This is a genomic window from Pseudomonas sp. JAI111, assembly GCF_024809425.1.
Taxonomy (GTDB): domain Bacteria; phylum Pseudomonadota; class Gammaproteobacteria; order Pseudomonadales; family Pseudomonadaceae; genus Aquipseudomonas.
Genome location: NZ_JANUCB010000003.1, coordinates 44,973 through 65,926, shown reverse-complemented (window position 1 = coordinate 65,926; position 20,954 = coordinate 44,973). Strand labels below are relative to the sequence as shown.

Annotated in this window: 16 protein-coding genes and 1 tRNA gene; 6 read left to right on the top strand and 11 right to left on the bottom strand. The window is 58.1% G+C overall.

Translation table 11 applies throughout. The features are described from left to right. The first annotated feature begins 168 nt into the window (after positions 1–168). Entirely contained in the window at positions 169–2,523 is a 2,355-nt protein-coding gene (locus HNR03_RS11240; RefSeq protein ID WP_259153573.1) for a glucose/quinate/shikimate family membrane-bound PQQ-dependent dehydrogenase, read from the top strand. Between the two features lie 145 nt (positions 2,524–2,668). Further along, entirely contained in the window at positions 2,669–3,319 is a 651-nt protein-coding gene (locus tag HNR03_RS11235; RefSeq protein WP_259154156.1) for a peptidase M41, read from the top strand. A 41-nt stretch (positions 3,320–3,360) separates the two neighbouring features. Here HNR03_RS11235 and HNR03_RS11230 read toward each other — a convergent pair whose 3' ends face one another. Further along, positions 3,361–3,801 carry a transcriptional regulator gene (locus HNR03_RS11230; RefSeq protein WP_259153572.1) on the bottom strand — a complete coding sequence of 147 codons (441 nt, stop codon included), beginning with the start codon at positions 3,799–3,801 and terminating at the stop codon, positions 3,361–3,363. A gap of 266 nt (positions 3,802–4,067) precedes the next feature. After that, on the bottom strand, positions 4,068–4,379 hold the full coding sequence (locus tag HNR03_RS11225) for a DUF3077 domain-containing protein (protein ID WP_259153570.1): 312 nt from the start codon (positions 4,377–4,379) through the stop codon (positions 4,068–4,070). A gap of 450 nt (positions 4,380–4,829) precedes the next feature. On the opposite strand from HNR03_RS11225, the gene HNR03_RS11220 reads away from it, so the two are divergent. Then, positions 4,830–5,024 (top strand): hypothetical protein, encoded by a 195-nt coding sequence (locus HNR03_RS11220; RefSeq protein WP_222588712.1) that lies wholly within the window; start codon positions 4,830–4,832, stop codon positions 5,022–5,024. A gap of 374 nt (positions 5,025–5,398) precedes the next feature. Here the strand turns inward: HNR03_RS11220 and HNR03_RS11215 are convergent. From HNR03_RS11215 to rpsU, 5 genes are all read right to left on the bottom strand, one after another. Further along, positions 5,399–5,475 (bottom strand) — tRNA-Ile (locus HNR03_RS11215). A 15-nt stretch (positions 5,476–5,490) separates the two neighbouring features. Continuing rightward, a complete protein-coding gene (locus HNR03_RS11210) occupies positions 5,491–9,237 on the bottom strand; it encodes a bifunctional diguanylate cyclase/phosphodiesterase (protein ID WP_222588711.1) in 3,747 nt (1,248 codons plus the stop codon). 123 nt (positions 9,238–9,360) lie between these two features. Beyond that, a complete protein-coding gene (gene rpoD / locus HNR03_RS11205) occupies positions 9,361–11,208 on the bottom strand; it encodes an RNA polymerase sigma factor RpoD (RefSeq protein ID WP_259153568.1) in 1,848 nt (615 codons plus the stop codon). Between the two features lie 67 nt (positions 11,209–11,275). Beyond that, the gene (gene dnaG, locus HNR03_RS11200; protein ID WP_222588709.1) at positions 11,276–13,255 is read right to left on the bottom strand and encodes a DNA primase; all 1,980 of its coding nucleotides are present in this window, start codon (positions 13,253–13,255) and stop codon (positions 11,276–11,278) included. A gap of 481 nt (positions 13,256–13,736) precedes the next feature. Further along, positions 13,737–13,952, bottom strand: a complete 216-nt coding sequence (rpsU, locus tag HNR03_RS11195) for a 30S ribosomal protein S21 (protein ID WP_002551877.1) — start codon at positions 13,950–13,952, stop codon at positions 13,737–13,739. A 199-nt stretch (positions 13,953–14,151) separates the two neighbouring features. Here rpsU and tsaD point away from each other — a divergent pair, with 199 nt between their 5' ends. Then, positions 14,152–15,177 (top strand): tRNA (adenosine(37)-N6)-threonylcarbamoyltransferase complex transferase subunit TsaD, encoded by a 1,026-nt coding sequence (gene tsaD / locus HNR03_RS11190; protein WP_222588708.1) that lies wholly within the window; start codon positions 14,152–14,154, stop codon positions 15,175–15,177. A 23-nt stretch (positions 15,178–15,200) separates the two neighbouring features. Here the strand turns inward: tsaD and plsY are convergent, their stop codons facing one another. Then, positions 15,201–15,770, bottom strand: a complete 570-nt coding sequence (plsY, locus tag HNR03_RS11185) for a glycerol-3-phosphate 1-O-acyltransferase PlsY (RefSeq protein WP_222588707.1) — start codon at positions 15,768–15,770, stop codon at positions 15,201–15,203. Between the two features lie 74 nt (positions 15,771–15,844). Between plsY and folB the strand changes: the two genes are divergently transcribed. Together folB and folK are read left to right on the top strand one after the other, a co-directional pair. Beyond that, the gene (folB, locus tag HNR03_RS11180) at positions 15,845–16,201 is read left to right on the top strand and encodes a dihydroneopterin aldolase (RefSeq protein WP_008051601.1); all 357 of its coding nucleotides are present in this window, start codon (positions 15,845–15,847) and stop codon (positions 16,199–16,201) included. Continuing rightward, the gene (gene folK, locus HNR03_RS11175) at positions 16,192–16,719 is read left to right on the top strand and encodes a 2-amino-4-hydroxy-6-hydroxymethyldihydropteridine diphosphokinase (RefSeq protein WP_259153564.1); all 528 of its coding nucleotides are present in this window, start codon (positions 16,192–16,194) and stop codon (positions 16,717–16,719) included. The genes folB and folK overlap by 10 nt, the downstream gene beginning before the upstream one ends. 75 nt (positions 16,720–16,794) lie before the next feature. Here the strand turns inward: folK and HNR03_RS11170 are convergent, their stop codons facing one another. The 3 genes from HNR03_RS11170 to HNR03_RS11160 form a co-directional block, all read right to left on the bottom strand. Further along, positions 16,795–18,024, bottom strand: a complete 1,230-nt coding sequence (locus HNR03_RS11170; RefSeq protein ID WP_259153563.1) for a multifunctional CCA addition/repair protein — start codon at positions 18,022–18,024, stop codon at positions 16,795–16,797. 63 nt (positions 18,025–18,087) lie between these two features. Then, positions 18,088–19,650, bottom strand: a complete 1,563-nt coding sequence (locus tag HNR03_RS11165; RefSeq protein ID WP_222588704.1) for a SpoVR family protein — start codon at positions 19,648–19,650, stop codon at positions 18,088–18,090. Beyond that, positions 19,647–20,918 carry a YeaH/YhbH family protein gene (locus tag HNR03_RS11160; RefSeq protein WP_010467159.1) on the bottom strand — a complete coding sequence of 424 codons (1,272 nt, stop codon included), beginning with the start codon at positions 20,916–20,918 and terminating at the stop codon, positions 19,647–19,649. The genes HNR03_RS11165 and HNR03_RS11160 overlap by 4 nt, the downstream gene beginning before the upstream one ends. Between the last annotated feature and the right edge of the window lie 36 nt (positions 20,919–20,954).

The window sequence follows — 20,954 nt, the reverse complement described above, 5'->3', positions numbered from 1 at the left end:
TCTCCAGCAACACAAAACATTGATTTGGCATGTTACAGCACGGCTCGCACAACGCAGGTTTGATCTGGCCTCAGTACCGTTCGGGACATTTTTATCTGCGACAAATTGCCATAAGTAACTAGGTAGTACATCATTTCGCGCTTGTCACAAATGGGGATAATTTCCGACATGAATAATTCTGGGGCTGCCGGCGGCGGCAAATGGTTGCTGTTGGGGCTGGGTGTCCTGATCGCGTTGATCGGACTCGGCCTGGCCGGCGGCGGTGGTTATCTGATGTCGCTCGGCGGGAGCGCGTACTTCTTGCTGATGGGCCTGGCGATGCTGGTTTCGGGCCTGATGATCGCCCGTTGCAAGCCGCAAGGCGCGTGGCTGTATGGCGTGGCGTTGATCCTGACAGCGATCTGGGCGGTCTGGGACGGCGGTTTTGAATACTGGCCGCTGGTCTCGCGCGTGCTGACCTTTGCCGTGATCGGCCTGGTCGTGGCGCTGGTCTATCCGACGCTGGTACGTGCTTCGGGCGCGACGGCGGGCCGTGGTGCTTATGGTTTGGCCGGTATCCTCGGCGTCGGCGTTGTTGCCACGATGGCGTACATGTTCGTGCCGACTCACGTCGTCAAAGCCAGCACGGAACCGGCTGTAACGCCGGTCACACCCGGCTCCGAGCAGAAGGACTGGGCCCACTGGGGCAACACCACGGCCGGTAACCGTTTTGCCGCGCTGGATCAGATCAACAAAGGCAATATCGACAAGTTGCAGGTGGCGTGGACCTTCCGCACCGGCGACATCCCGCAAAGCACCGGGGCCGGTGCCGAAGACCAGAACACGCCGCTGCAAATCGGCGACACGGTCTACACCTGCACTGCCTATGGCAAAGTCTTCGCCCTGGACGCCGACACCGGCACTCAGCGCTGGAAATTCGACCCGCAAGGCACCGCGCCTAACTGGCAACGCTGCCGGGGCCTGGGCTATTCCGAAACCCCTGCATCGTCGGACACCCAGCCTACTGCCTGTACGAAACGCCTGTTTCTGCCGACCGGCGATGCGCGTCTGATCGCGATCAATGCCGACACCGGCAAGCCCTGCGAAGAGTTCGGCAACAAAGGCACGGTCGATCTGACCACCGACATGGGCGAAGTGAAGCCCGGTTACTATCAGCAGACCTCGACCCCATTGGTAGCGGGTGATGTGGTGATTGTCGGCGGTCGTGTTGCCGATAACTATTCCACCGGCGAACCGCCAGGCGTTGTCCGCGCATACGACGTACGCAGTGGTGAACTGGTGTGGGCCTGGGATCCGGGTAACCCGAACACAACCAAACGTCCGCCGGCCGGTGAGACCTACACCCGTGGCACGCCGAATGTCTGGTCAGCAATGTCCTACGACGCCAAACTTGGTCTCGTGTACCTGCCAACCGGCAACGCCACACCGGACTTTTTCGGCGGCCAGCGCACGGCATTCGATGACAAGTGGAACTCGTCCATCGTTGCCATCGACGTGAAGACCGGTCAGGTGCGTTGGCACTTCCAGACCACTCACCACGATTTGTGGGACTTCGATCTGCCGGCGCAGCCACTGCTGTACGACGTGCCGGACGAAAAAGGCGGCATGCAGCCGGCCTTGGCGCAAGTCACCAAACAGGGCGAGATCTTCCTGCTCAACCGCGAAACCGGCGTGCCAATCGCCCGCGTCGAGGAGCGTCCGGTGCCACAGGGTAATGTGCCCGGCGAACGCTATTCGCCGACCCAGCCGTTCTCGGTGGACATGCCGTCAATCGGCAACAAAACCCTGACCGAGTCGGACATGTGGGGGGCCACGCCGTTTGATCAGTTGATGTGCCGCATCCAGTTCAAAGGCATGCGCCACGAAGGCGTCTACACCCCGCCGGGCCTTGATCGAGCGTTGCAATTCCCGGGCTCGCTGGGAGGCATGAACTGGGGCAGCGTTTCGGTGGACCCGAACACGAACTACATGTTCGTCAACGACATGCGCCTGGGCCTGGCCAACTACATGATCCCGCGCAACAAAATTGCCGCCGGGGCCAGTGGTATCGAAATGGGCGTAGTGCCGCAGGAAGGCACGCCGTTCGGTGCCATGCGCGAACGCTTCCTGTCGGCGGCCGGCATTCCGTGCCAGAAACCGCCGTTCGGCACGATGTCCGCCATCGATCTCAAGACCCACAAACTGATGTGGCAAGTTCCGGTCGGCACCGTACAAGACACCGGTCCGTTGGGCATCCGCATGCACCTGCCGATCCCGATCGGCATGCCGACCCTTGGCGCTTCGCTGGCCACCCAGTCGGGCCTGTTGTTCTTCGCCGGTACTCAGGATTTCTACCTGCGTGCTTTCGATACCGGCAACGGTAATGAGATCTGGAAGTCGCGTTTGCCCGTCGGTAGCCAGTCGGGGCCGATGACCTACGTTTCGCCTAAAACCGGCAAGCAGTACATCCTGCTGACAGTTGGTGGCGCTCGTCAGTCGCCGGATCGCGGCGACTACGTGATTGCCTACGCGTTGCCCAAGTAAGGTCTGAATCGCAGGTACGAAAAAGCCGCGCCATTGCGCGGCTTTTTCTATTGTGGAGTCCACCCGGGTGGGGCAAGGATGCCGGGATGGACACGAACAGACAGTCATAGTCGAATGCGATATCGAGGGATGCGAGGTGATGAACATGACGCAGAAAATGCCTTCCGCTGTACGGGATCATGCGGTGCAGATTGCCCATCACGAAATGGGGCACTACGTCGTCGCCCGCGCCTTGGGGTTCGAAACGGGTGGCGTAACCCTGACAGTCACCATGGACTTGAGGCATCAAGCAGGCGCGTCCATTACCCTGGCGCGGTCAATGTCGTCGATAGACGCCATCAAGGACTATCTCGAAGCCCGGATGATGGTGCTCTTCGCTGGCGCGATGGGGCAGTCATTGGCCTCGGAACAGTCTTCCGGCAAACGCGTCGATAAGCTCAAGGCGGCCACGATCCTGAAAGGGGAGCAGGGGGCGGAACAGGATTACGCAAAAATAAGAGAGCTAGGACACTTGCTGCGCAACATCACTTACCCCGATACGGATGCGGCTTCATCTGACCGTACAGCGGCTGAGCTGAAAGAGATAACGGATCGCCTGTGGTTTCGGACTCAAACCATCGTGGAAAAACTGGCCGATACGATTACCAAATTGGCGCGGATGCTGGTAGACGGCATGGACATTGTGGAGCAATGGGGCAGGGCGGCGGATACGTATGAGGGGGTGTTGACGAGGGAAGTGCTTGATGGGCTGCGGTTAGTGCAGGCAATCCCTGCGTCAGGTGTCAGAACTTATTAACCCCGGCATTTCTGCCGGGGCTGTCAGCAACGTAGTCAGGCTCATGCGCATACTTTCGCCTGATTGTGCCATTCGCCTTCGAACTCCAGATTCAGTTTATAAAGGTCATGGTCCAGTTTGTTGATTGTATTGATAGCAGCCATCAGATCCGCTTCGCCAGTTTTGGCTTCAAGATAAAGACCACGCAAATACCGGTCATTTACGATTGGGATTTTGTCGGTTTTTTCCCAAATCGCTACGGCTTGACTCGTCAAACCGACGATCTCGGCGAGGCTTTCCTGAGACAGCCCAAGCTCTTTTCTTAAAAATCTAAACTCAGCCCCCGTCAGCACTGAAGGCTTCTCAGCGATGGCCTTGCCGATAACGTCATGCAGTCCCTTCACATCCGTGATGGCGACAGACTCGCCATATGCGGTCTGTTTCACCACGAAGCCATTGCTAAGCCATACGTTTGGTAGGCCGCTTTCTACGTAGTGGTACATAAAATCCACCTTTTATTTTGACCCTCGACTTTAGTTTGCTGGCAAGTCGAGGTGAATTCGTTTTGGGTAATTCAGATGTTTCTGACGGAAAAATCGCTTTGGAAACTTGAGCGCTAGAAACGGAAAAGCCGCGCATTAGCGCGGCGCCGGATAAGCGGGGAACCGTGAAAGGAAGGCAGATATACAGATTTGCTAGAAGCCTCTAGCAGCCATCCCAATCGTGATGACCCGCTCAAATATTGGGGAGCCCCATCAGAGATGGCTCGTTACTGTTCTTCGGATTCCGTTTCGGTCCGGGGAGGCCGAGGTGTCAACACCTTCACCACATCATCAATAACCGCCTTACCCATCGCTGTCAGATAGTGCGCGGCCCATGCGTGGCGGTCGGTGTCTTTTGCGTAGGCTGCGTCCTCGGCAAAAGATTTGGCGAGGAACAGCAAATCGGAGGCTTGTGACAACGCTTCGACGATGGGGACACCAGCGCGGACGTTGAACAACGCCTGATCCGAGCAGTAGATGAGTGGGGTGAAACCGATGGTTTTTAGGTCTGAGGGTGTGGACGGATTTGTTTTGCTCATTGTTTCGCTCCTTAAAACGAGGAGCTGCCGCATTCGTTACCACACGAATGGGTGGCAGCTGTACGCAGGGTGGTAAACCGGAGAGCAAAGGAACCGGCAGACCCGAAGGTCTCCCACGCACAGCCGCCATAACGAAGGATTACAGGCGTAAAAACGCATGAAATCGTGATGGGAGCACTGTTGCACTTTGCCTAGCCGGGTTACCACACCCGATCACTGCATTTGCAGCGACGTCCGGAGAGTATCCCGTCGAAGAGAACGCCAACAAGGCGGCAAAGTGCCCAAACGCACCCATTACGCAATTCTCGGAGTTTGCCTACAACCTTAGAGGACGTCATCCGATAACCCGACGAATGCGTAAAATATAACCTAAGGGCAGAAAGGAAAATGACTCACGTTCCGCCGCGGAGCAGCGCACAGGACGCGACCCGAGCCCCGATAGGATGACTGATGTTGCAAAATGACCGCGATAATCTGGAGCTCGATAAGCTTCAAGTCGAAATCCGGAAATTCATGGCCGAAACCCGCAAGTTTATGGCAGAAGAAAGCAAACTTAGGCAGGAGGCTTTTTGGTATCCGTTCGCAGTGGGCGCTGGTCTGGTGACCGCCGTTGTCGCCGCCGTCGGACTGTGGTCCAAACTTTAAAATTCCAACGCATGGAAGCGACCAATCATCGGGGATGCTTGAGTTTTACCGCTTAGCAGCCCACCTTACCTAACAAGGGTTAGCGTATTAGGCGCGACCCGTGATCTCTGCAGGAAGACGCAGTATGTCCACACCTCCAACGACTCAGGCCAGCATTGAACAGTTACACCGTGACGTGGCCGCTTTGGCTGAAGACATGCGTAGCCCAACCCCAACCGCAACCCGAGCGATCCTTCTGCCGTTTGGCCTCGGTGCCGCGTTGGCTCTTGTAACTTTTGTTGCTGTCGCCTTTTTAGCTCGACTGGTCTGATCTCTTAGGCCAATCGTTAAGCTCAGAAAAACAGAAAGCCGCGCATTTGCGCGGCTTTCTTGTTTGGTGGGCCCACACGGACTTGAACCGTGGACCAAAGGATTATGAGTCCTCTGCTCTAACCAACTGAGCTATAGGCCCTCAGTAGGCCGCGGATTATAGCGATGGTTTCTCGGCTGTGCTATCCGAAAAATCCGATACGGCTATACGAAGAAACGTCGCGGCGAATTCATCCGGGGGCAGAGGCAGGCTGACGATGTAGCCCTGGATCTGTTCACAGCCTTCTTCGGCAAGGAATTGCTGCTGCGCCAGGGTTTCGACGCCCTCCGCGATGACCGTGAATTGCATGCTGCGACCCAAGGCAATAATGGCCCGAACGATCGCCGCATCGTGCGGATCGTCAGGCAGGCCGCGGACGAAGGACTGGTCGATCTTGAGAATGTCCAGTGGCAGGCGCTTGAGGTAGCTCAGGGACGAGTAGCCCGTACCGAAGTCATCGATCGCCAATTGCACGCCCAGGTGTTTGAGTTGGTGCAGCACTGCCAGCGCTTCTTCGGCCTGGCTCATGATGAAGTTTTCGGTAATTTCCAGTTGCAGAAAACCTGGCGCCAGGCCGTGGTCATTGAGCAGTTGTTCGATTCGTCCAAGCAGGTTCGGCTGACGTAGTTGAGCGCCGGCGAGGTTGACCGACAGTGGCCCGACGCTTTCATACACCTGGTTCCATTCGTACATCTGTCGGCAGGCGGTTTCCAGGACCCAGTCGCCGATTTGCAGGATCATGCCGTTTTCTTCCGCCAACGGAATGAAGTGCTCCGGCGGCACCGCACCGAAGGTCGGGTGATGCCAGCGTATGAGCGCTTCGGCGCCGACCAGTCGATGGTCCTCGAGGCTGATTTTCGGTTGGTAGTAGAGAACCAGCTCATTGCGTTCCATGGCGCGCCGTAATTCATGTTCCAGCGCCACGCGTTCGCTGGCCTGGGCCGTGAGGTCGCGGGTGTAGCTCTCGACCCGGTTACGCCCCTTGGCCTTGGAGCGATACATGGCGGCATCGGCGTTCTTGACCAGCGTGGCGACATCGCAGCCGTCCCTGGGGTACAGGCTGGTGCCAATGCTGGCGCTGATGAAAAATTCGTGTTCGCCGGCCTGGAAAGGGGCGGAGAAGCAATTAAGCAGCTTGGTCGCAATATTGTCTGCGTCGCTGGACTGCTGCAGGCCGGGCAGCAGAATGATGAATTCGTCGCCGCCCAGCCGCGCAACGGTATCGATATCGCGCAACTGTTCCTTGAGGCGAACGGCGATGCCCTTGAGCAATAGGTCGCCGACCGGATGGCCAAGGCTGTCGTTGATGTGTTTGAAACGGTCGAGGTCGAGAAACAGCACTGCGCCCTGGCCGCCATTTTCCTGTTGGGTGTTGAGCGCAGTCAGTAGGCGGCTCTCGAATAGCGTGCGGTTAGGCAGGCCGGTCAGCGGATCGTGGTGCGCCTGGTAATCGAGTTTGGCTTGAGCGTGCTTGAGGCTGGAAATGTCCGCAAACACCGCTACGAAGTGGGTGATGAACTTTTCCCGGTTGCGCACGGCGCTGATGGTCAGCCAGCTTGGGTAGAGCTCGCCATTTTTGCGCCGGTTGGAAATCTCGCCTTGCCAGTGACCTTCGGCCGTCAACTGGTGCCACATTGCCGCATAGAACGCGCTGTCGTGCAGGCCGGAGGCGAGCAGGCGGGGGGTGTGGCCCAGTGCTTCGCTCTCGCTGTAGCCGGTAATCTCGGTAAAGGCGCGGTTGACCGCGCTGATGTGCTGCTGGGTATCGGTGATCAACACGCCTTCGGCGGTGCTCTCGAACACCGTGGCCGCCTGCTGCAGTTTTTCCTGCATCAGGTGCCGCTCGGTGATGTCCCGCGCAATGGTCAGCATGCAGTCTTCATCGCCGATGGGCAAGGGACGGCTGGACACTTCGCAGAGACGAATCTGCCCGTCGCTGCGGCGGATGTGGCAGGTGAAGTCGCGAACGAAACCATCGCGATGCAGCAAGTCGAGCATCTGTTTGCGTTCGTTCAGATTGACCCAAATCCCCAATTCCAGGGCTGAGCGGTCCACAGACATGGCGCTGTTGAAGCCTGTGATGCGGCTGAAGCCTTCGTTAACCTCCAGCAGCAACCCGTCGCTCTGCCGGGACAGTAACAATCCGTCCGGGGAGGCGTGGAAGGCCTTGGCGAATTTTTCTTCGGAGGTTTGCAGTTGTTGCTGGGTTTCCTTGAGCTGGCTGATATCGCGCACCACGACGACCAGGGCAGGCGTCGTATCGAGGTCGAAAGGCTCGGCGGAAATCAGGCCGGTAAACACCTGGCCGTTGTTGCGGCGAAAGGGCATTTCCAGGTTGCGGATGCTGCCAGCCTGCAGGCGCTGCAACAAACCCGGGCCGACACCGGGTATGCCCCAGATATTGAGGTCGGTAGCGGTCTGGCCGATGACGTCTTCGGCCTTGAGGCCTATCTGCTCCTCGAACGCTTTGTTGACCTCCAGCAGGCAGCCGTCGGACAGCCGTGCAATCACCAGGATGTCCGGGCATTGCTTGAACACGGAAGCAAATTTTTGCTCGGAAAGGCGTAATGCCTCTTCAGTGCGCTTGGCTTCGCTGATGTCGATCATCAAGCCGCGCAACACCGGTTCGTGACCATGCTCGATCAGGCTGACGATATCGCGCACCCAAAGGCACCGGCCATCGGCCGTGATGACCCGGTAATCGACGCTGTAATCGCGTCCGGCCAACACTTCGTGATCGCAGAACGTCTGGGCTCGGGTCAGGTCTGCCGGGTGAATGATGTTGCGCCAGAAGCCTGGAATCAGCCAATGGGAAAGGGGATAACCGAGCAGGGCTTCGGCATGGGGCGACACGTAGCTGTAGGTGTAATCGCTCATCCGTGCTTCCCAGGCGATGGCCGAAAGGCTCTCTACCAGGCCACGATAGTGGTATTCGCTGCTGCGCAGTTCCTGTTCGAGGTCGACTCGCCGGGCAATTTCCGAGCTCAGCCGGCGATTAATCCGAATGACGATCGCCAGCATGATGATCAGAAACAGCAGCCCAGGCAGTCCATAAACCAGCAAGTCCGACCAGAAGGTTCGATGATCCAGGACATTACCAACCCAGTGTTCCTGAATGGCATTGACCTCACTGGAGGACATGTCTGCCAGGACTTTATCGAGGATGCCGACCAATAGCTTATTGTCGGGGGGCACGGCCATCGCCAACTGGTAGCGATAGGGCGTTTCGCCGCTGACATACAGGCCCTCGAGCTTGAGTTGACGCAGGCTCCAAACGCTGGAGGCGAGATCGCCAACCACGGCGTCCACCTTATCAGTAGCCAGCGCCTGCAAGGCCGAGCTGACATTGGGCATCGCCACCAGATTCAGGTCTGGGTGGTGCGTGCGCAATAGTTCATGGGGCGCATAGTTTTCCACCACGGCGATCTTCAACCCGTAAAGATCTTCGAGTTTGCGCGGTTGCGGGCCGCCGACATGGGCGAGGATGACAATCGGAAAATCCAGGTAAGGACGGGTGAACGACAGGTACGATTGGCGTTCCGGGGTCGACATGATGCCCGGAAGTACGTCGAGTTTGCCCTGTTTGGCCTGCTGCAAGACTTCGGTCCAGCTGACTGGCTCGATGGGTGTCAGCTTGATTGCCAGCCGTTGACGGATTGCGTCGATGTAATCGGCTGCCAGGCCTTGGTAGCGGCCTTGGTCGTCGCGGAACTCAAACGGCGGCCAGGATGCATCGACACCCAGGCGCAGGTCCGGGTGAGCCTTCAGCCAGCCACGTTCTTCGTCGGTTAGAGTCAGCGCGCCAGCCGTTGCGGTCCAGGTCATTAGCGACAGCAAAAAAAGCACGGACGGCAGTATGGGCATAACCGGTCTCGTTATGGCTCGGGGGTATGTTTCGAGTGTAGACGGGCAATTCGGCGGGGGAGAGGTGCGGGGGATTTAATCTGCATAAAGCAAAACCCCCGGCCTGGGCCGGGGGTTTTGTGATCACTCGTCGAGGAAGGAGCGCAAATGCTCGCTTCTCGTCGGGTGGCGTAGCTTGCGCAACGCCTTGGCTTCGATCTGACGAATCCGTTCACGGGTCACGTCGAACTGTTTACCAACCTCCTCGAGGGTGTGGTCGGTATTCATGTCGATACCGAAGCGCATGCGCAGCACCTTGGCTTCACGGGCAGTGAGGCCGGACAGCACTTCGCGAGTCGCTTCTTTAAGGCTCTCAACGGTGGCGACATCGATTGGCGACTGCATGGTCGAGTCTTCGATGAAGTCACCCAAGTGGGAGTCTTCGTCATCACCGATCGGGGTTTCCATGGAGATCGGCTCTTTAGCGATCTTCAATACCTTGCGGATCTTGTCCTCAGGCATTTCCATGCGTTCGCCCAGCTCTTCCGGGGTCGGTTCGCGACCCATTTCCTGCAACATCTGCCGGGAAATGCGGTTGAGCTTGTTGATCGTCTCGATCATGTGCACCGGAATACGGATGGTGCGGGCCTGGTCGGCGATCGAGCGAGTGATCGCCTGACGGATCCACCAGGTGGCATAAGTCGAGAATTTGTAGCCGCGGCGGTATTCGAACTTGTCTACCGCTTTCATCAAACCAATGTTGCCTTCCTGGATCAGATCGAGGAATTGCAAGCCACGGTTGGTGTACTTCTTGGCGATGGAGATCACCAGACGCAAGTTCGCTTCAACCATCTCTTTCTTCGCGCGGCGGGCCTTGGCCTCACCGATCGACATGCGACGGTTGATGTCCTTGATCTCGGCGATCGTCAAACCGGTTTCGGTTTCCAGTGCTTTCAGCTTCTGCTGGCAACGAATGATGTCCGGTTGCAGGCGACCAATGGCTTCAGCATATTTGCTTTTGCCTTTGGCCAGTGCATCCGTCCAGCTTTCGTCGACTTCGTGGCCCGGGAACTGGCGCAGGAAGTCGGCACGCGGCATGCGGGCATCACGAACACAAAGCTGCATGATCGCGCGCTCTTGCTGACGCAGACGATCAAGGGCACTGCGAACACGCTCGACCAGGCCTTCGAATTGCTTCGGAACCAGTTTGATCGGCATGAACAGCTCAGCCAGAAGCACCAGCTCGGCAATTGCCAGCTTGTTGCCACGACCATGCTTTTTCAGGGCCTTGCGGGTGATTTCCATCTGATCGGAGACAGCGCCAAAGCGCTGGGCTGCGATGATCGGATCCGGACCGCTTTCGGCTTCTTCTTCGTCATCCGTCGCTTCAGCGTCGTCGTCATCGGTGTCGTCGTCCGCTTTCACGGCTTTCGGATCGATTGGCGGCGGCACTTCTGCAGCAGGCGGCGCAATGCCGTCGTCCGGGTCGATATAACCGCTCAGGACGTCGGACAGGCGGCCACCTTCGGTGGTGACGCGAGTGTATTCGGAGAGAATATGGTCAACCGTGCCAGGGAAGTGCGCAATTGCGCCCATCACTTCGCGGATACCCTCTTCAATACGCTTGGCGATTTCGATTTCGCCTTCACGCGTGAGGAGCTCTACCGTACCCATTTCACGCATGTACATGCGCACTGGGTCAGTGGTGCGACCAATGTCGGTCTCGACCGCTGCCAACGCTGCTGCTGCCTCTTCGGCCGCGGCTTCGTCGGTATCGGCGTCGGCCAGCATAAGGGAATCCTTATCTGGCGCAACCTCGAATACGTTGATCCCCATGTCATTGATCATGCGGATGATGTCTTCCACCTGTTCCGGATCTGAAATATCCTCCGGCAGGTGGTCGTTGACCTCCGCGTAAGTCAGGTAGCCCTGCTCACGACCAAGTGTGATCAACTCTTTGATACGAGACTGCTGTTGCGCTTTTCCGGACATAACACCCTATCCACTGAAGGTCTTGGCGGGCAAAAAACAAGCCGAGGATTATACCTGAGCTATGACCTCACGCGCCAGTTGAGGTCGGGGTTGATACAGCCATATTGCGTTTTAATAGGTCGCGCATCTGATTTGCAATCTGATTTGCTTCCTCCGCGGTCAGTCCTGGCTGCCTTGCTTTTCTGATTAGTGCTTCCAGGCTATCCGTGTGTTGAGAGGCCGATAGCCTAGTAATGGTGTCTAAAAACTGTTGTTCAAGGTTGTCGCCCGCAATCAGCCATTCCTTTTCCGCCAATGCCTTGAGCAAACGCCCCTGTTCCGTCCCGTGCCAGCGGGCCATTAACTGGATTGAGTTTAGCTTAGGATTTTTTTGCACCGCCTCGATCAGCGCGACCAGCAGCTGAGCGTAGGTGTTGCTTTCGTTGGCGAAGTGGTTGGCGGTTTCGACCTTACCAGCCAGATCCGGATGATGGATCAGGGTGCGTAGTGCAATCAGGGTCGGGGCTTCTACTGCAATCGGCGTGCGTGGGGCGCTCGGTTGATCGCGATCACCGCCGCGCTTGCCATTCTTGTCCCATGGCTTCTTGTCCCACTTCTTGCCGCCGGCACCGGGTTTTTTCGGTGTCCATTCCTGCTGCGGCACATACATCTCTTGTGCCTGCGGCTGATGGTAGTCGCTGTAATCCGGCATGGCGTCGTAATCGACGCCCGGGTCGTAGGTCGGCGGTGCATCCTGAGGCGCGCTTTGCACCAATTGGCTCACGGCTTCACCGCTGAGCCCGGTAATCTCGGTCAGGCGCTGACGCATGAGGATGCGCAGGTTCGCGCCCGGGACCTTGTCGATAAGCGGTGCGGCTAGGGTGGCCATATGGGCCTTGCCTTCGAGCGAGCGCGGATCGGATTCTTCCGTCAGCTGCTGAAAGAAATAATCCGCCAATGGCTGGGCGTGCTGGTTGATTCGCGCGCGGAAAGCGTCAGTACCTTCGGAACGGACCAGTGTGTCCGGGTCTTCGCCTTCGGGCAGGAAAAGAAAGCGTGCGCGCCGTCCGTCTTGCAGGCACGGCAGTGTGGCCTCCAGCGCTCGCCATGCGGCGTTGCGGCCAGCCTGATCGCCATCGAAGCAGAACAGTACGTTGGGCACGACACGAAACAGTCGTTTCATGTGTTCTTCGCTGGTGGCGGTGCCCAAGGTGGCGACAGCGTTGCGCAGGCCTTGCTGGGCTAGGGCGATGACATCCATATAGCCTTCGACAACGATGATTTCGTCGAGGTTGCGATTATTTTTCCGCGCTTCATACAGGCCGTAGAGCTCCTGGCCTTTATGGAATACCGGCGTTTCCGGCGAGTTCAGGTATTTCGGCTTGTCGTCGCCCAGCACTCGGCCGCCGAAAGCGATGATGCGCCCGCGGCTGTCACGGATCGGGAACATTACCCGATCGCGGAAGCGGTCATAGCGTTTGCCGGTTTCGGCGTTCTCTATCAGCAGGCCGGCATCGACCATGGCTTTCTGTTGCAGGGTGTCGCTGCTCAGATGCTTGAACAGATTGTCCCAGCCGGGCGGGGCGAAGCCGAGGCCGAAGTCCCGGGCGATTTCGCCGGTCAATCCGCGACCTTTCAGGTAATCCACGGCGGCTTTGCGCGATGGATGACTTTTCAGCGCCTGACGGTAAAAGTCGGCAGCGGCGGTGAGCAGCGGATACAGCGGCGAATCGGTCGGCTGGCGCGGTTTGTGCGGCCGGCCGCTTTCTTCGCGGGGTATTTCCATGCCGGCGGCTTTGGCCAGTTCTTCGACAGCCTGGACGAAATCCAGGTTGTCGTGGTCCATCATGAAGCCGAGGGCGTTGCCGCCAGCACCGCAGCCGAAGCAGTAGTAGAACTGCTTGTCGGGGCTGACGCTGAAGGATGGGGTTTTCTCTTTGTGAAACGGGCAGCAGGCGGTGTAGTTCTTGCCGGCCTTTTTCATTTGCAGGCGAGAGCTGACCACATCGACGATGTCGGTGCGGTTCAGAAGGTCGTCAATGAAGCTCTGGGGAATTAGCCCGGCCATGGCGTTCTCGTCAACTGCGCTGAAATGGACCCGAAACGAAGGGCGGCCGAACGCAGGTCGTTGTTTGAGGCGCGCAAAATGTGCGGCTCGACCGGTGTCGTCTGCGTAATCGCTGTCGGGAAGTGTATCTGCCGAAAATCCACTGACGTTAGTACCAATCAGTATTCGACTATGTGAAAGTATTGCGCTGAACTCCGCTGCGGCCAGTCGATAGCCTCGGATAGCTCATAAGCGGGCACACAAGAAGGTGCCTTGGGCTGATCGTCGTGAGAGGAATCAGTGGGTGTGCTCGTCAGTAGCCTTGGAAGGCTCGTCAGAAAAGACGTGCACCGCTGGCAAAAGAGCCAGGTCTGACGCTGTGAAGCAGTTTGTCTCGGTCGCGTCTGCGGCTTTGACGGTGAAGCATCAAGCGTACTCCGCAAATGCCATTAGCCCGGCTGAGGGCCGGGCTTGGCAGAAGCTTGCTACGAACGTCTGTGTATTAGTACAGACGAACGGCGCGGCGCTGTTCGCGCTGTACTTTCTTGGCGTGACGCTTAACAGCGGCTGCTGCTTTACGTTTACGCTCAGAAGTAGGCTTCTCGTAGAATTCGCGGCTACGAACTTCAGCCAGTACACCGGCTTTTTCGCAGGAGCGCTTGAAACGACGCAGAGCTACGTCGAAGGGTTCGTTCTCTTTTACTTTGACGGCTGGCATCCAGAGCTACCTTCATTCATTACCGGGGTCAACATCCTCGTGGCAAAAGAGCACTTGAAGACGTCGGTTTTTAAGGGTTGCGGATGTTAACCCCTCATCGCTCGGAATGCAAAGCCTCTGATCGAAAACCGCTAGTCGGGGCATCACGCGGCGACTATTATGCGCGCCTTCGAATTCAGCCTAAACAAGGCGTAAACCCATGCTAGTACTGGGATTGGAAACCTCTTGCGACGAAACCGGTGTCGCACTTTACGACAGTGAACGTGGCCTGTTGGCCGACGCGCTGTTCAGTCAGATCGACCTGCACCGTGCCTATGGCGGTGTGGTGCCGGAACTGGCTTCTCGCGACCACGTCAAGCGCATGCTGCCCTTGATCCGTCAGGTGTTGGCCGAGGCCGACTGTGTTCCGACCGAGATCGACGCCATTGCTTATACCGCAGGTCCCGGCCTGGTCGGTGCATTGCTGGTGGGGGCGTCCTGTGCCCAGGCGCTGGCGTTTGCCTGGGGCATTCCGGCCCTCGGCGTCCATCATATGGAAGGTCACTTGCTGGCGCCGATGCTGGAGCCGCAACCGCCCGAATTCCCGTTCGTCGCTTTGTTGGTGTCGGGTGGTCATACACAGCTTGTTCAGGTCGATGGTATCGGCCACTACACGTTGTTGGGCGAGACCCTCGACGATGCCGCCGGTGAAGCGTTCGACAAGACTGCGAAGATGATGGGGCTCAATTATCCGGGTGGTCCGGAGATCGCCAAGCTGGCACAGCAGGGCGTTGCCGGACGTTTCACTTTTCCGCGTCCGATGTGCGACCGTCCGGGGCTGGCGTTCAGCTTCAGCGGCTTGAAAACCTTTGCCCTGAACACCTGGCAGCAGAGCGTCAGCGCCGGGGACGACAGCGAGCAAGCCCGTTGCGACATCTCGCTGGCGTTCCAGGAGGCCGTGGTGGAGACTTTGACCATCAAGTGCAAGCGAGCCTTGAAACAGGCGGGTATGAAGCGTCTGGTGATCGCTGGGGGCGTCAGCGCCAACAAGGCACTGCGCGTGTCCCTGGAGAAAATGCTCGGGGACATGAAGGGCGATGTGTTTTATGCCCGTCCGGAATTCTGTACCGACAATGGCGCAATGATTGCGTTTGCCGGTTGCCAGCGCCTACAGGCCGGTCAGCACGAAAGCCTGGCAATCAGCGTGCAGGCGCGCTGGCCGATGGAGCAGTTGTCGGCGCTGTGATGAGCGGCGCTCACGTGCAGGAGTCAAAAATGCCGTTCGCGCCCGGCAAACAGGTCGCGTAGATTGCCGCGATGGCGCCATACAATCAGCCCCGTAAGTGCGGTCATGGGCAGCAGCGCTGCCGGTTCCTGCCAAGCCAGCAGCGGCAGGGTCAGGGGCGTTGCGATCAGAGCGGCCAGTGAGCTGGTGCGGGTCAGGTAAAACGTCAGCAGCCAGGCACAGACCGCCAGCAGGGCTGCGGGCGGATAGAGTCCCAGCAACATGCCGGCCGCGGTGGCGACACCCTTGCCACCGCGAAAGCGGAAGTACAGTGGAAACAGGTGGCCGATGACGGCGCAGATGCCGATCCAGGCCTGCTCCTGCAGCGAAAGCCCGGCAAGACCTGCGATCAGCACCGGCAAAAGGCCTTTGAACAGGTCGCCGAGTAAAGTCAGGGCGGCGAGTTTTTTGCCGACCAGGCGCAACATATTGGTGGCGCCGGCATTGCCCGAGCCACTCATTCGCGGATCGGAGTTACCGGTCAGGCGGCTGAGCAAAATGGCGAAGGACAGCGAGCCGAGCAGGTAGGCGAGAGTCGCCAATAACCAAAACATGCTAACTATTCCGGGCGAGGACGCCCTGATTCTAACGGCGCATTGCGCCCTTGTCGTGCAGCGGAGAAAAGTGCTTGGACAGAGTGTTTATCGAGGGCCTGGAAGTCGACACCGTAATTGGTGCCTACGACTGGGAACGAGGCATCCGACAGTGCTTGCGACTTGATCTGAGTTTCGCCTGGGACAATCGCCCGGCCGCCGCCGGTGATGACCTGACCCTGGCGCTCGACTACGCGAGCGTTTCGTCACGCATCCAGGCCTTTGCCGAGCAGGCACAGTTCCAGTTGGTCGAAACCTTCGCCGAGCGTCTGGTGGAAGTGTTGATGAGCGAATTCAAGATCACCTGGATGCGCCTCAAACTGACCAAGCCAGGCGCTGTCCCGGCGGCCACCGGTGGTGTGGGCGTGGAGATCGAGCGCGGATGTCGCTGACTCAGGTGTACCTAGGGCTCGGTAGCAATATCGAGCGCGAAACCCATTTGCAGGCGGGCCTGGAAGCCTTGGCGGCTTTTCTGGTGGATATACGCTGCTCGGCGGTGTTCGAAAGCCAGCCGGTGGGGATCAAGAGCGGACCGTTCTTCAATTTCGTGGTCTCGGCTTACACCGATCTGCCGTTGATGGAACTGGATCGTCGCCTGAAATTCATCGAGGCGGATAACGGTCGTTATGCCCCGGACCGCAAGGGCTTGCCGCTGGACATTGATGTGCTGCTGTTCGGCGATCTGGTAGGCAATTTCGATGGGCTGACCTTGCCCAGGGCAGAGATTCTGAAAAACGCCTTTGTGCTGTGGCCGTTGTCGCTGATAGCGCCGGATCGGGTCCATCCAGGTGTAGGCAAAAGTTTTTCGACGTTGTGGTGCGAAGCGCAGATTGATCAGGTGTTGGCGCCAGTGGCGTTCGAGTGGCGTGGCCAGCAGTTGACCCCAACGAATTTACTGAGATCTGGCTGACGTAATTGCGGGCAAGTCCGCTCCCATAGGGATTTACATAGAACCTGTGGGGGGCGGGCTTGCTCGCGATGTTTTTCAGGCGGACGCTGCCTCTTTGTAGGCTTTCAGCGCCTTGAGCCGTTCACGTTTGATCGCCTCGCCCAGCTCCGGCCCTTTAAATCCCTTCTCAAGCAGCGGCTGAACCGCCACGCTGCGGGCCGCGGTCGCTGCGCCGCGCAAATAATCCGCCTGTGGATAACTTCGCTGCTCCAGCCCTTTGCGCCCGCGCGCATCCATTTCGCACGCCGCAATAAACTCTTCAAACCGTTGAGGTCGACGGTACACGTCAAAACTCTGCAGCAGTTCCAACAAAGTCGAAGGCTTCAGCTCCAAGGCGCGATGGCCGTGCGTGTGATATTGGCCCACCAGCAATGCCAGTTCCTGGCAATCCTTGGGTGCCTTGAAGCGTTCATTGACCGCTTTGATCAACTTCAGGCCCGTGTGTTCGTGGGCAATGTGACGCGGCCATTCTTCTTCGGGTGTCAATCCTTTGCCCAGATCATGCAGCAGGCAGGCCCAGCGCACGGTCAGTGGTTGTTTGTGCAGCGCCGCTTGTTCAAGCACGCTCAGGGTGTGTACGCCGGTATCGATTTCCGGGTGATGGGCTTCGGGCTGCGGCACGCCGAACAGGGCATCGACTTCCGGCATCAGCACGTTGAGCGCGCCACATTCACGCAATACCTCGATAAATACCTGAGGCTGGTCTTCCATCAGCGCCCGGGAGATTTCTTTCCAGCTGCGTTCGGCGGTCAAGGCTTGCAGTTCGCCGGACTGGCTGAGCTGGCGCATCAGCTCCAGGGTTTCAGGGGCGACGGTAAATCCCAGGCCGTAATAACGAGCGGCAAAACGGGCAACCCGCAGGACTCGGAGTGGATCTTCTGCGAACGCGGGCGAAACGTGGCGAAGTATGCGCGCCTCGAGATCACGCTGGCCATGATAAGGGTCAGTCAGATGCTGTTGATCGTCTTCGGCCATGGCGTTGATTGTCAGGTCGCGACGGATCAGGTCCTCTTCGAGGGTTACTTCAGGGCTGGCGTGAAAGGTGAAACCGCCATAACCGCGACCGCTTTTGCGTTCGGTGCGGGCGAGGGCGTATTCCTCACCGCTTTTAGGGTGAAGGAAGACCGGGAAATCCGCGCCAACCGGGCGATAGCCCTTGGCGAGCATTTCTTCAGTGGTGGCGCCGACCACGACCCAGTCGATATCGGTGACAGGCTTGCCCAGCAGGCGATCGCGTACCGCACCGCCGACTTTATAAATCCGCATAAAAAACCTCCGTTAGCTCGACAGAATAACCTTTGCATCGAGCTTTCGGAGGCGTAAAGACGGTTAAAGATGAATGACGGCGAGGTCCAGGCGCCCGTAATCCCCTTCGCCGTGCTCGCTTCTGGGGGGAACATGATGGGTTTTCATCACCTGATCCCCTTGCAGGGTTTCGAGGTGAATATCGAAACCCCAGAGCCGGTGTAGGTGCTTGAGCACTTCCTCGGTGGACTCGCCCAGCGGTTTGCGGTCGTGTTGCTGATGGCGCAAGGTCAACGAGCGGTCACCACGCCGGTCGATGCTGTAGATCTGCACGTTAGGCTCGCGGTTACCAAGGTTGTACTGCGCGGCCAGGGTTTCGCGGATGATGCGATAGCCACCCTCATCGTGAATCGCCGGGACCAGCAAGTCGTCCTTCTGGTCGTCATCGAGAATGCTGAACAGTTTCAGGTCACGGATCACTTTCGGTGACAGGTATTGCAGGATAAAACTCTCATCCTTGAAGCTGCTCATCGCGAACTTGATGCTCGATAGCCAGTCGGTGCCCGCTATTTCCGGGAACCAGCGGTAGTCCTCCTCGGTAGGGTTTTCACACATGCGGCGGATGTCCCGGTACATGGCAAAACCCAGGGTGTAGGGGTTGATGCCGTTGTAGTAGGGGCTGTCGAAGCCGGGTTGGTAGACCACACTGGTGTGGGACGTCAGGAACTCCATCATGAAGCCGTCAGTCACCAGCCCTTCGTCATACAGGTCGTTCATCAGGGTGTAGTGCCAGAACGTGGCCCAGCCTTCGTTCATCACCTGAGTCTGGCGTTGTGGGTAGAAATACTGGGCAATCTTGCGCACGATCCGCACGATCTCCCGCTGCCAGGGTTCCAGTAGCGGCGCGTGTTTTTCGATGAAATACAGGATGTTTTCCTGAGGTTCGGCGGGGAAGCGTGCGTTGTCCTTGTCACTGAACTTGTCCGCTCCTTTCGGAATGGTGCGCCACAGATCATTGATCTGTTTCTGCAGGTGCTCCTCACGATCTTTCTGACGACGACGTTCCTCTTCCGCCGAGATCGGATAGGGGCGTTTATACCGGTCGACCCCGTAGTTCATCAGCGCATGGCAGGAATCGAGGAGATCCTCTACTGCGTCGATGCCGTGGCGCTCTTCGCACTGCATGATGTACTGCTTGGCGAAGACCAGGTAATCGATGATCGAGCTGGCATCGGTCCAGGTACGGAACAGGTAATTACCTTTGAAAAAGCTGTTGTGCCCGTAGCAGGCGTGGGCGACGACCAGTGCCTGCATGCAGATGGTGTTTTCTTCCATCAAATAGGCGATGCACGGGTCTGAGTTGATCACGATCTCGTAGGCCAGTCCCATCTGCCCGCGGCTGTAGGATTTCTCGGTGCTGAGAAAGTGTTTGCCGTAGGACCAATGGTGATAACCCAGCGGCATGCCGACGGAGGCGTAGGCGTCCATCATTTGCTCGGCGGTGATCACCTCAATCTGGTTGGGGTAGGTATCGAGTGCGTAGCGAGCCGCCAGGCGACTGATTTCTTTGTCGTAGGCCTGGATCAGCTCGAACGTCCATTCGGAGCCGGTGGAAATGGGTTGGCGCTTCTGCTCTTTGGCGGTCATGTCACTAACCTGCGCTGGAAGAGTTCACGAAAGACCGGATAGATATCCCCGGCCGAGACCAGTTGCTGTTGGGCAAAAGTGTCAGAGAAGGCTTCGGCGATGCGTTCGTACTCGAACCACAAAGCCTGGTGTTCGCGCGGGGTAATCTCAACGTAAGTGTAGTACTGCACGAACGGCATGATCTGGTTGATCAGAATGTCGCGGCAGATCGGCGAGTCGTCGTTCCAGTTATCGCCGTCGGACGCTTGGGCGGCGTAGATGTTCCACTCATTGCTCGGATAGCGCTCGGCCATGATCTCCTGCATCAGTTTCAGGGCACTGGAGACGATGGTGCCGCCGGTTTCCCGGGAGTAGAAGAACTCTTCCTCATCCACTTCGCGGGCGCTGGTGTGGTGACGGATGAACACAACGTCGATCTTGTCGTAGTTACGCTTCAGAAACAGGTACAACAGGATGAAGAAGCGCTTGGCGATGTCCTTGGTCGCCTGGGTCATGGAGCCGGACACGTCCATCAGGCAGAACATCACGGCCTTGGAGCTCGGGTTCGGCTGCTTGATCAGCAGGTTGTACTTGAGGTCAAAGGTGTCGAGAAACGGCACGCGATGGATACGCGCACTGAGTTTTTCGATTTCCGCTTCGATTTCCTGAATATCGCCAAAGTTATCCGGTTCATCGCGCTTGAGCCGCAACAGTTCCTCTTTGGCTTCGCGCAATTTAGCCCGGCTGCTGCCAGACAGGGCGATGCGCCGGGCATGGGCCGAACGCAGCGTGCGGATGATGTTGATGCGTGAAGGGTTGCCTTCGTTGCTGATGCCTGCGCGCACGGTCTTGAAGGTGTCGGTGCCGGTCAGGTTGCGCTTGACCAGGTTCGGCAGTTCAAGGTCCTCGAACATGAACTCGAGGAATTCCTCCTGGGTGATCTGGAAGACAAACTCGTCCATCCCTTCGCCCGAGTTGCCAGCCTTGCCGGGGCCTCTGCCGCCCCCCCCTCCAGGTGGACGGGCAATGTGCTCGCCGCTGGTGAATTCCTTGTTGCCGGGGTGCACGACGGTCTGCTTGCCACCACGGCCATGGTGAAGCACCGGCTCGTCGATATCACGTCCGGGAATGCTGATTTGCTCGCCGTGCTCCATATCGGTAATGGAGCGCCGGCTGACGGCCTCTTCGACAGCCTTTTTGATGTGATCACGGTAACGCCGCAGAAACCGCTGGCGGTTCACCGTGCTCTTGTTCTTGCCATTGAGACGTCGGTCGATCACATAGCTCATGACTGCTCCTTAGAAGCTGTCCTGAAAGGGGCGAGC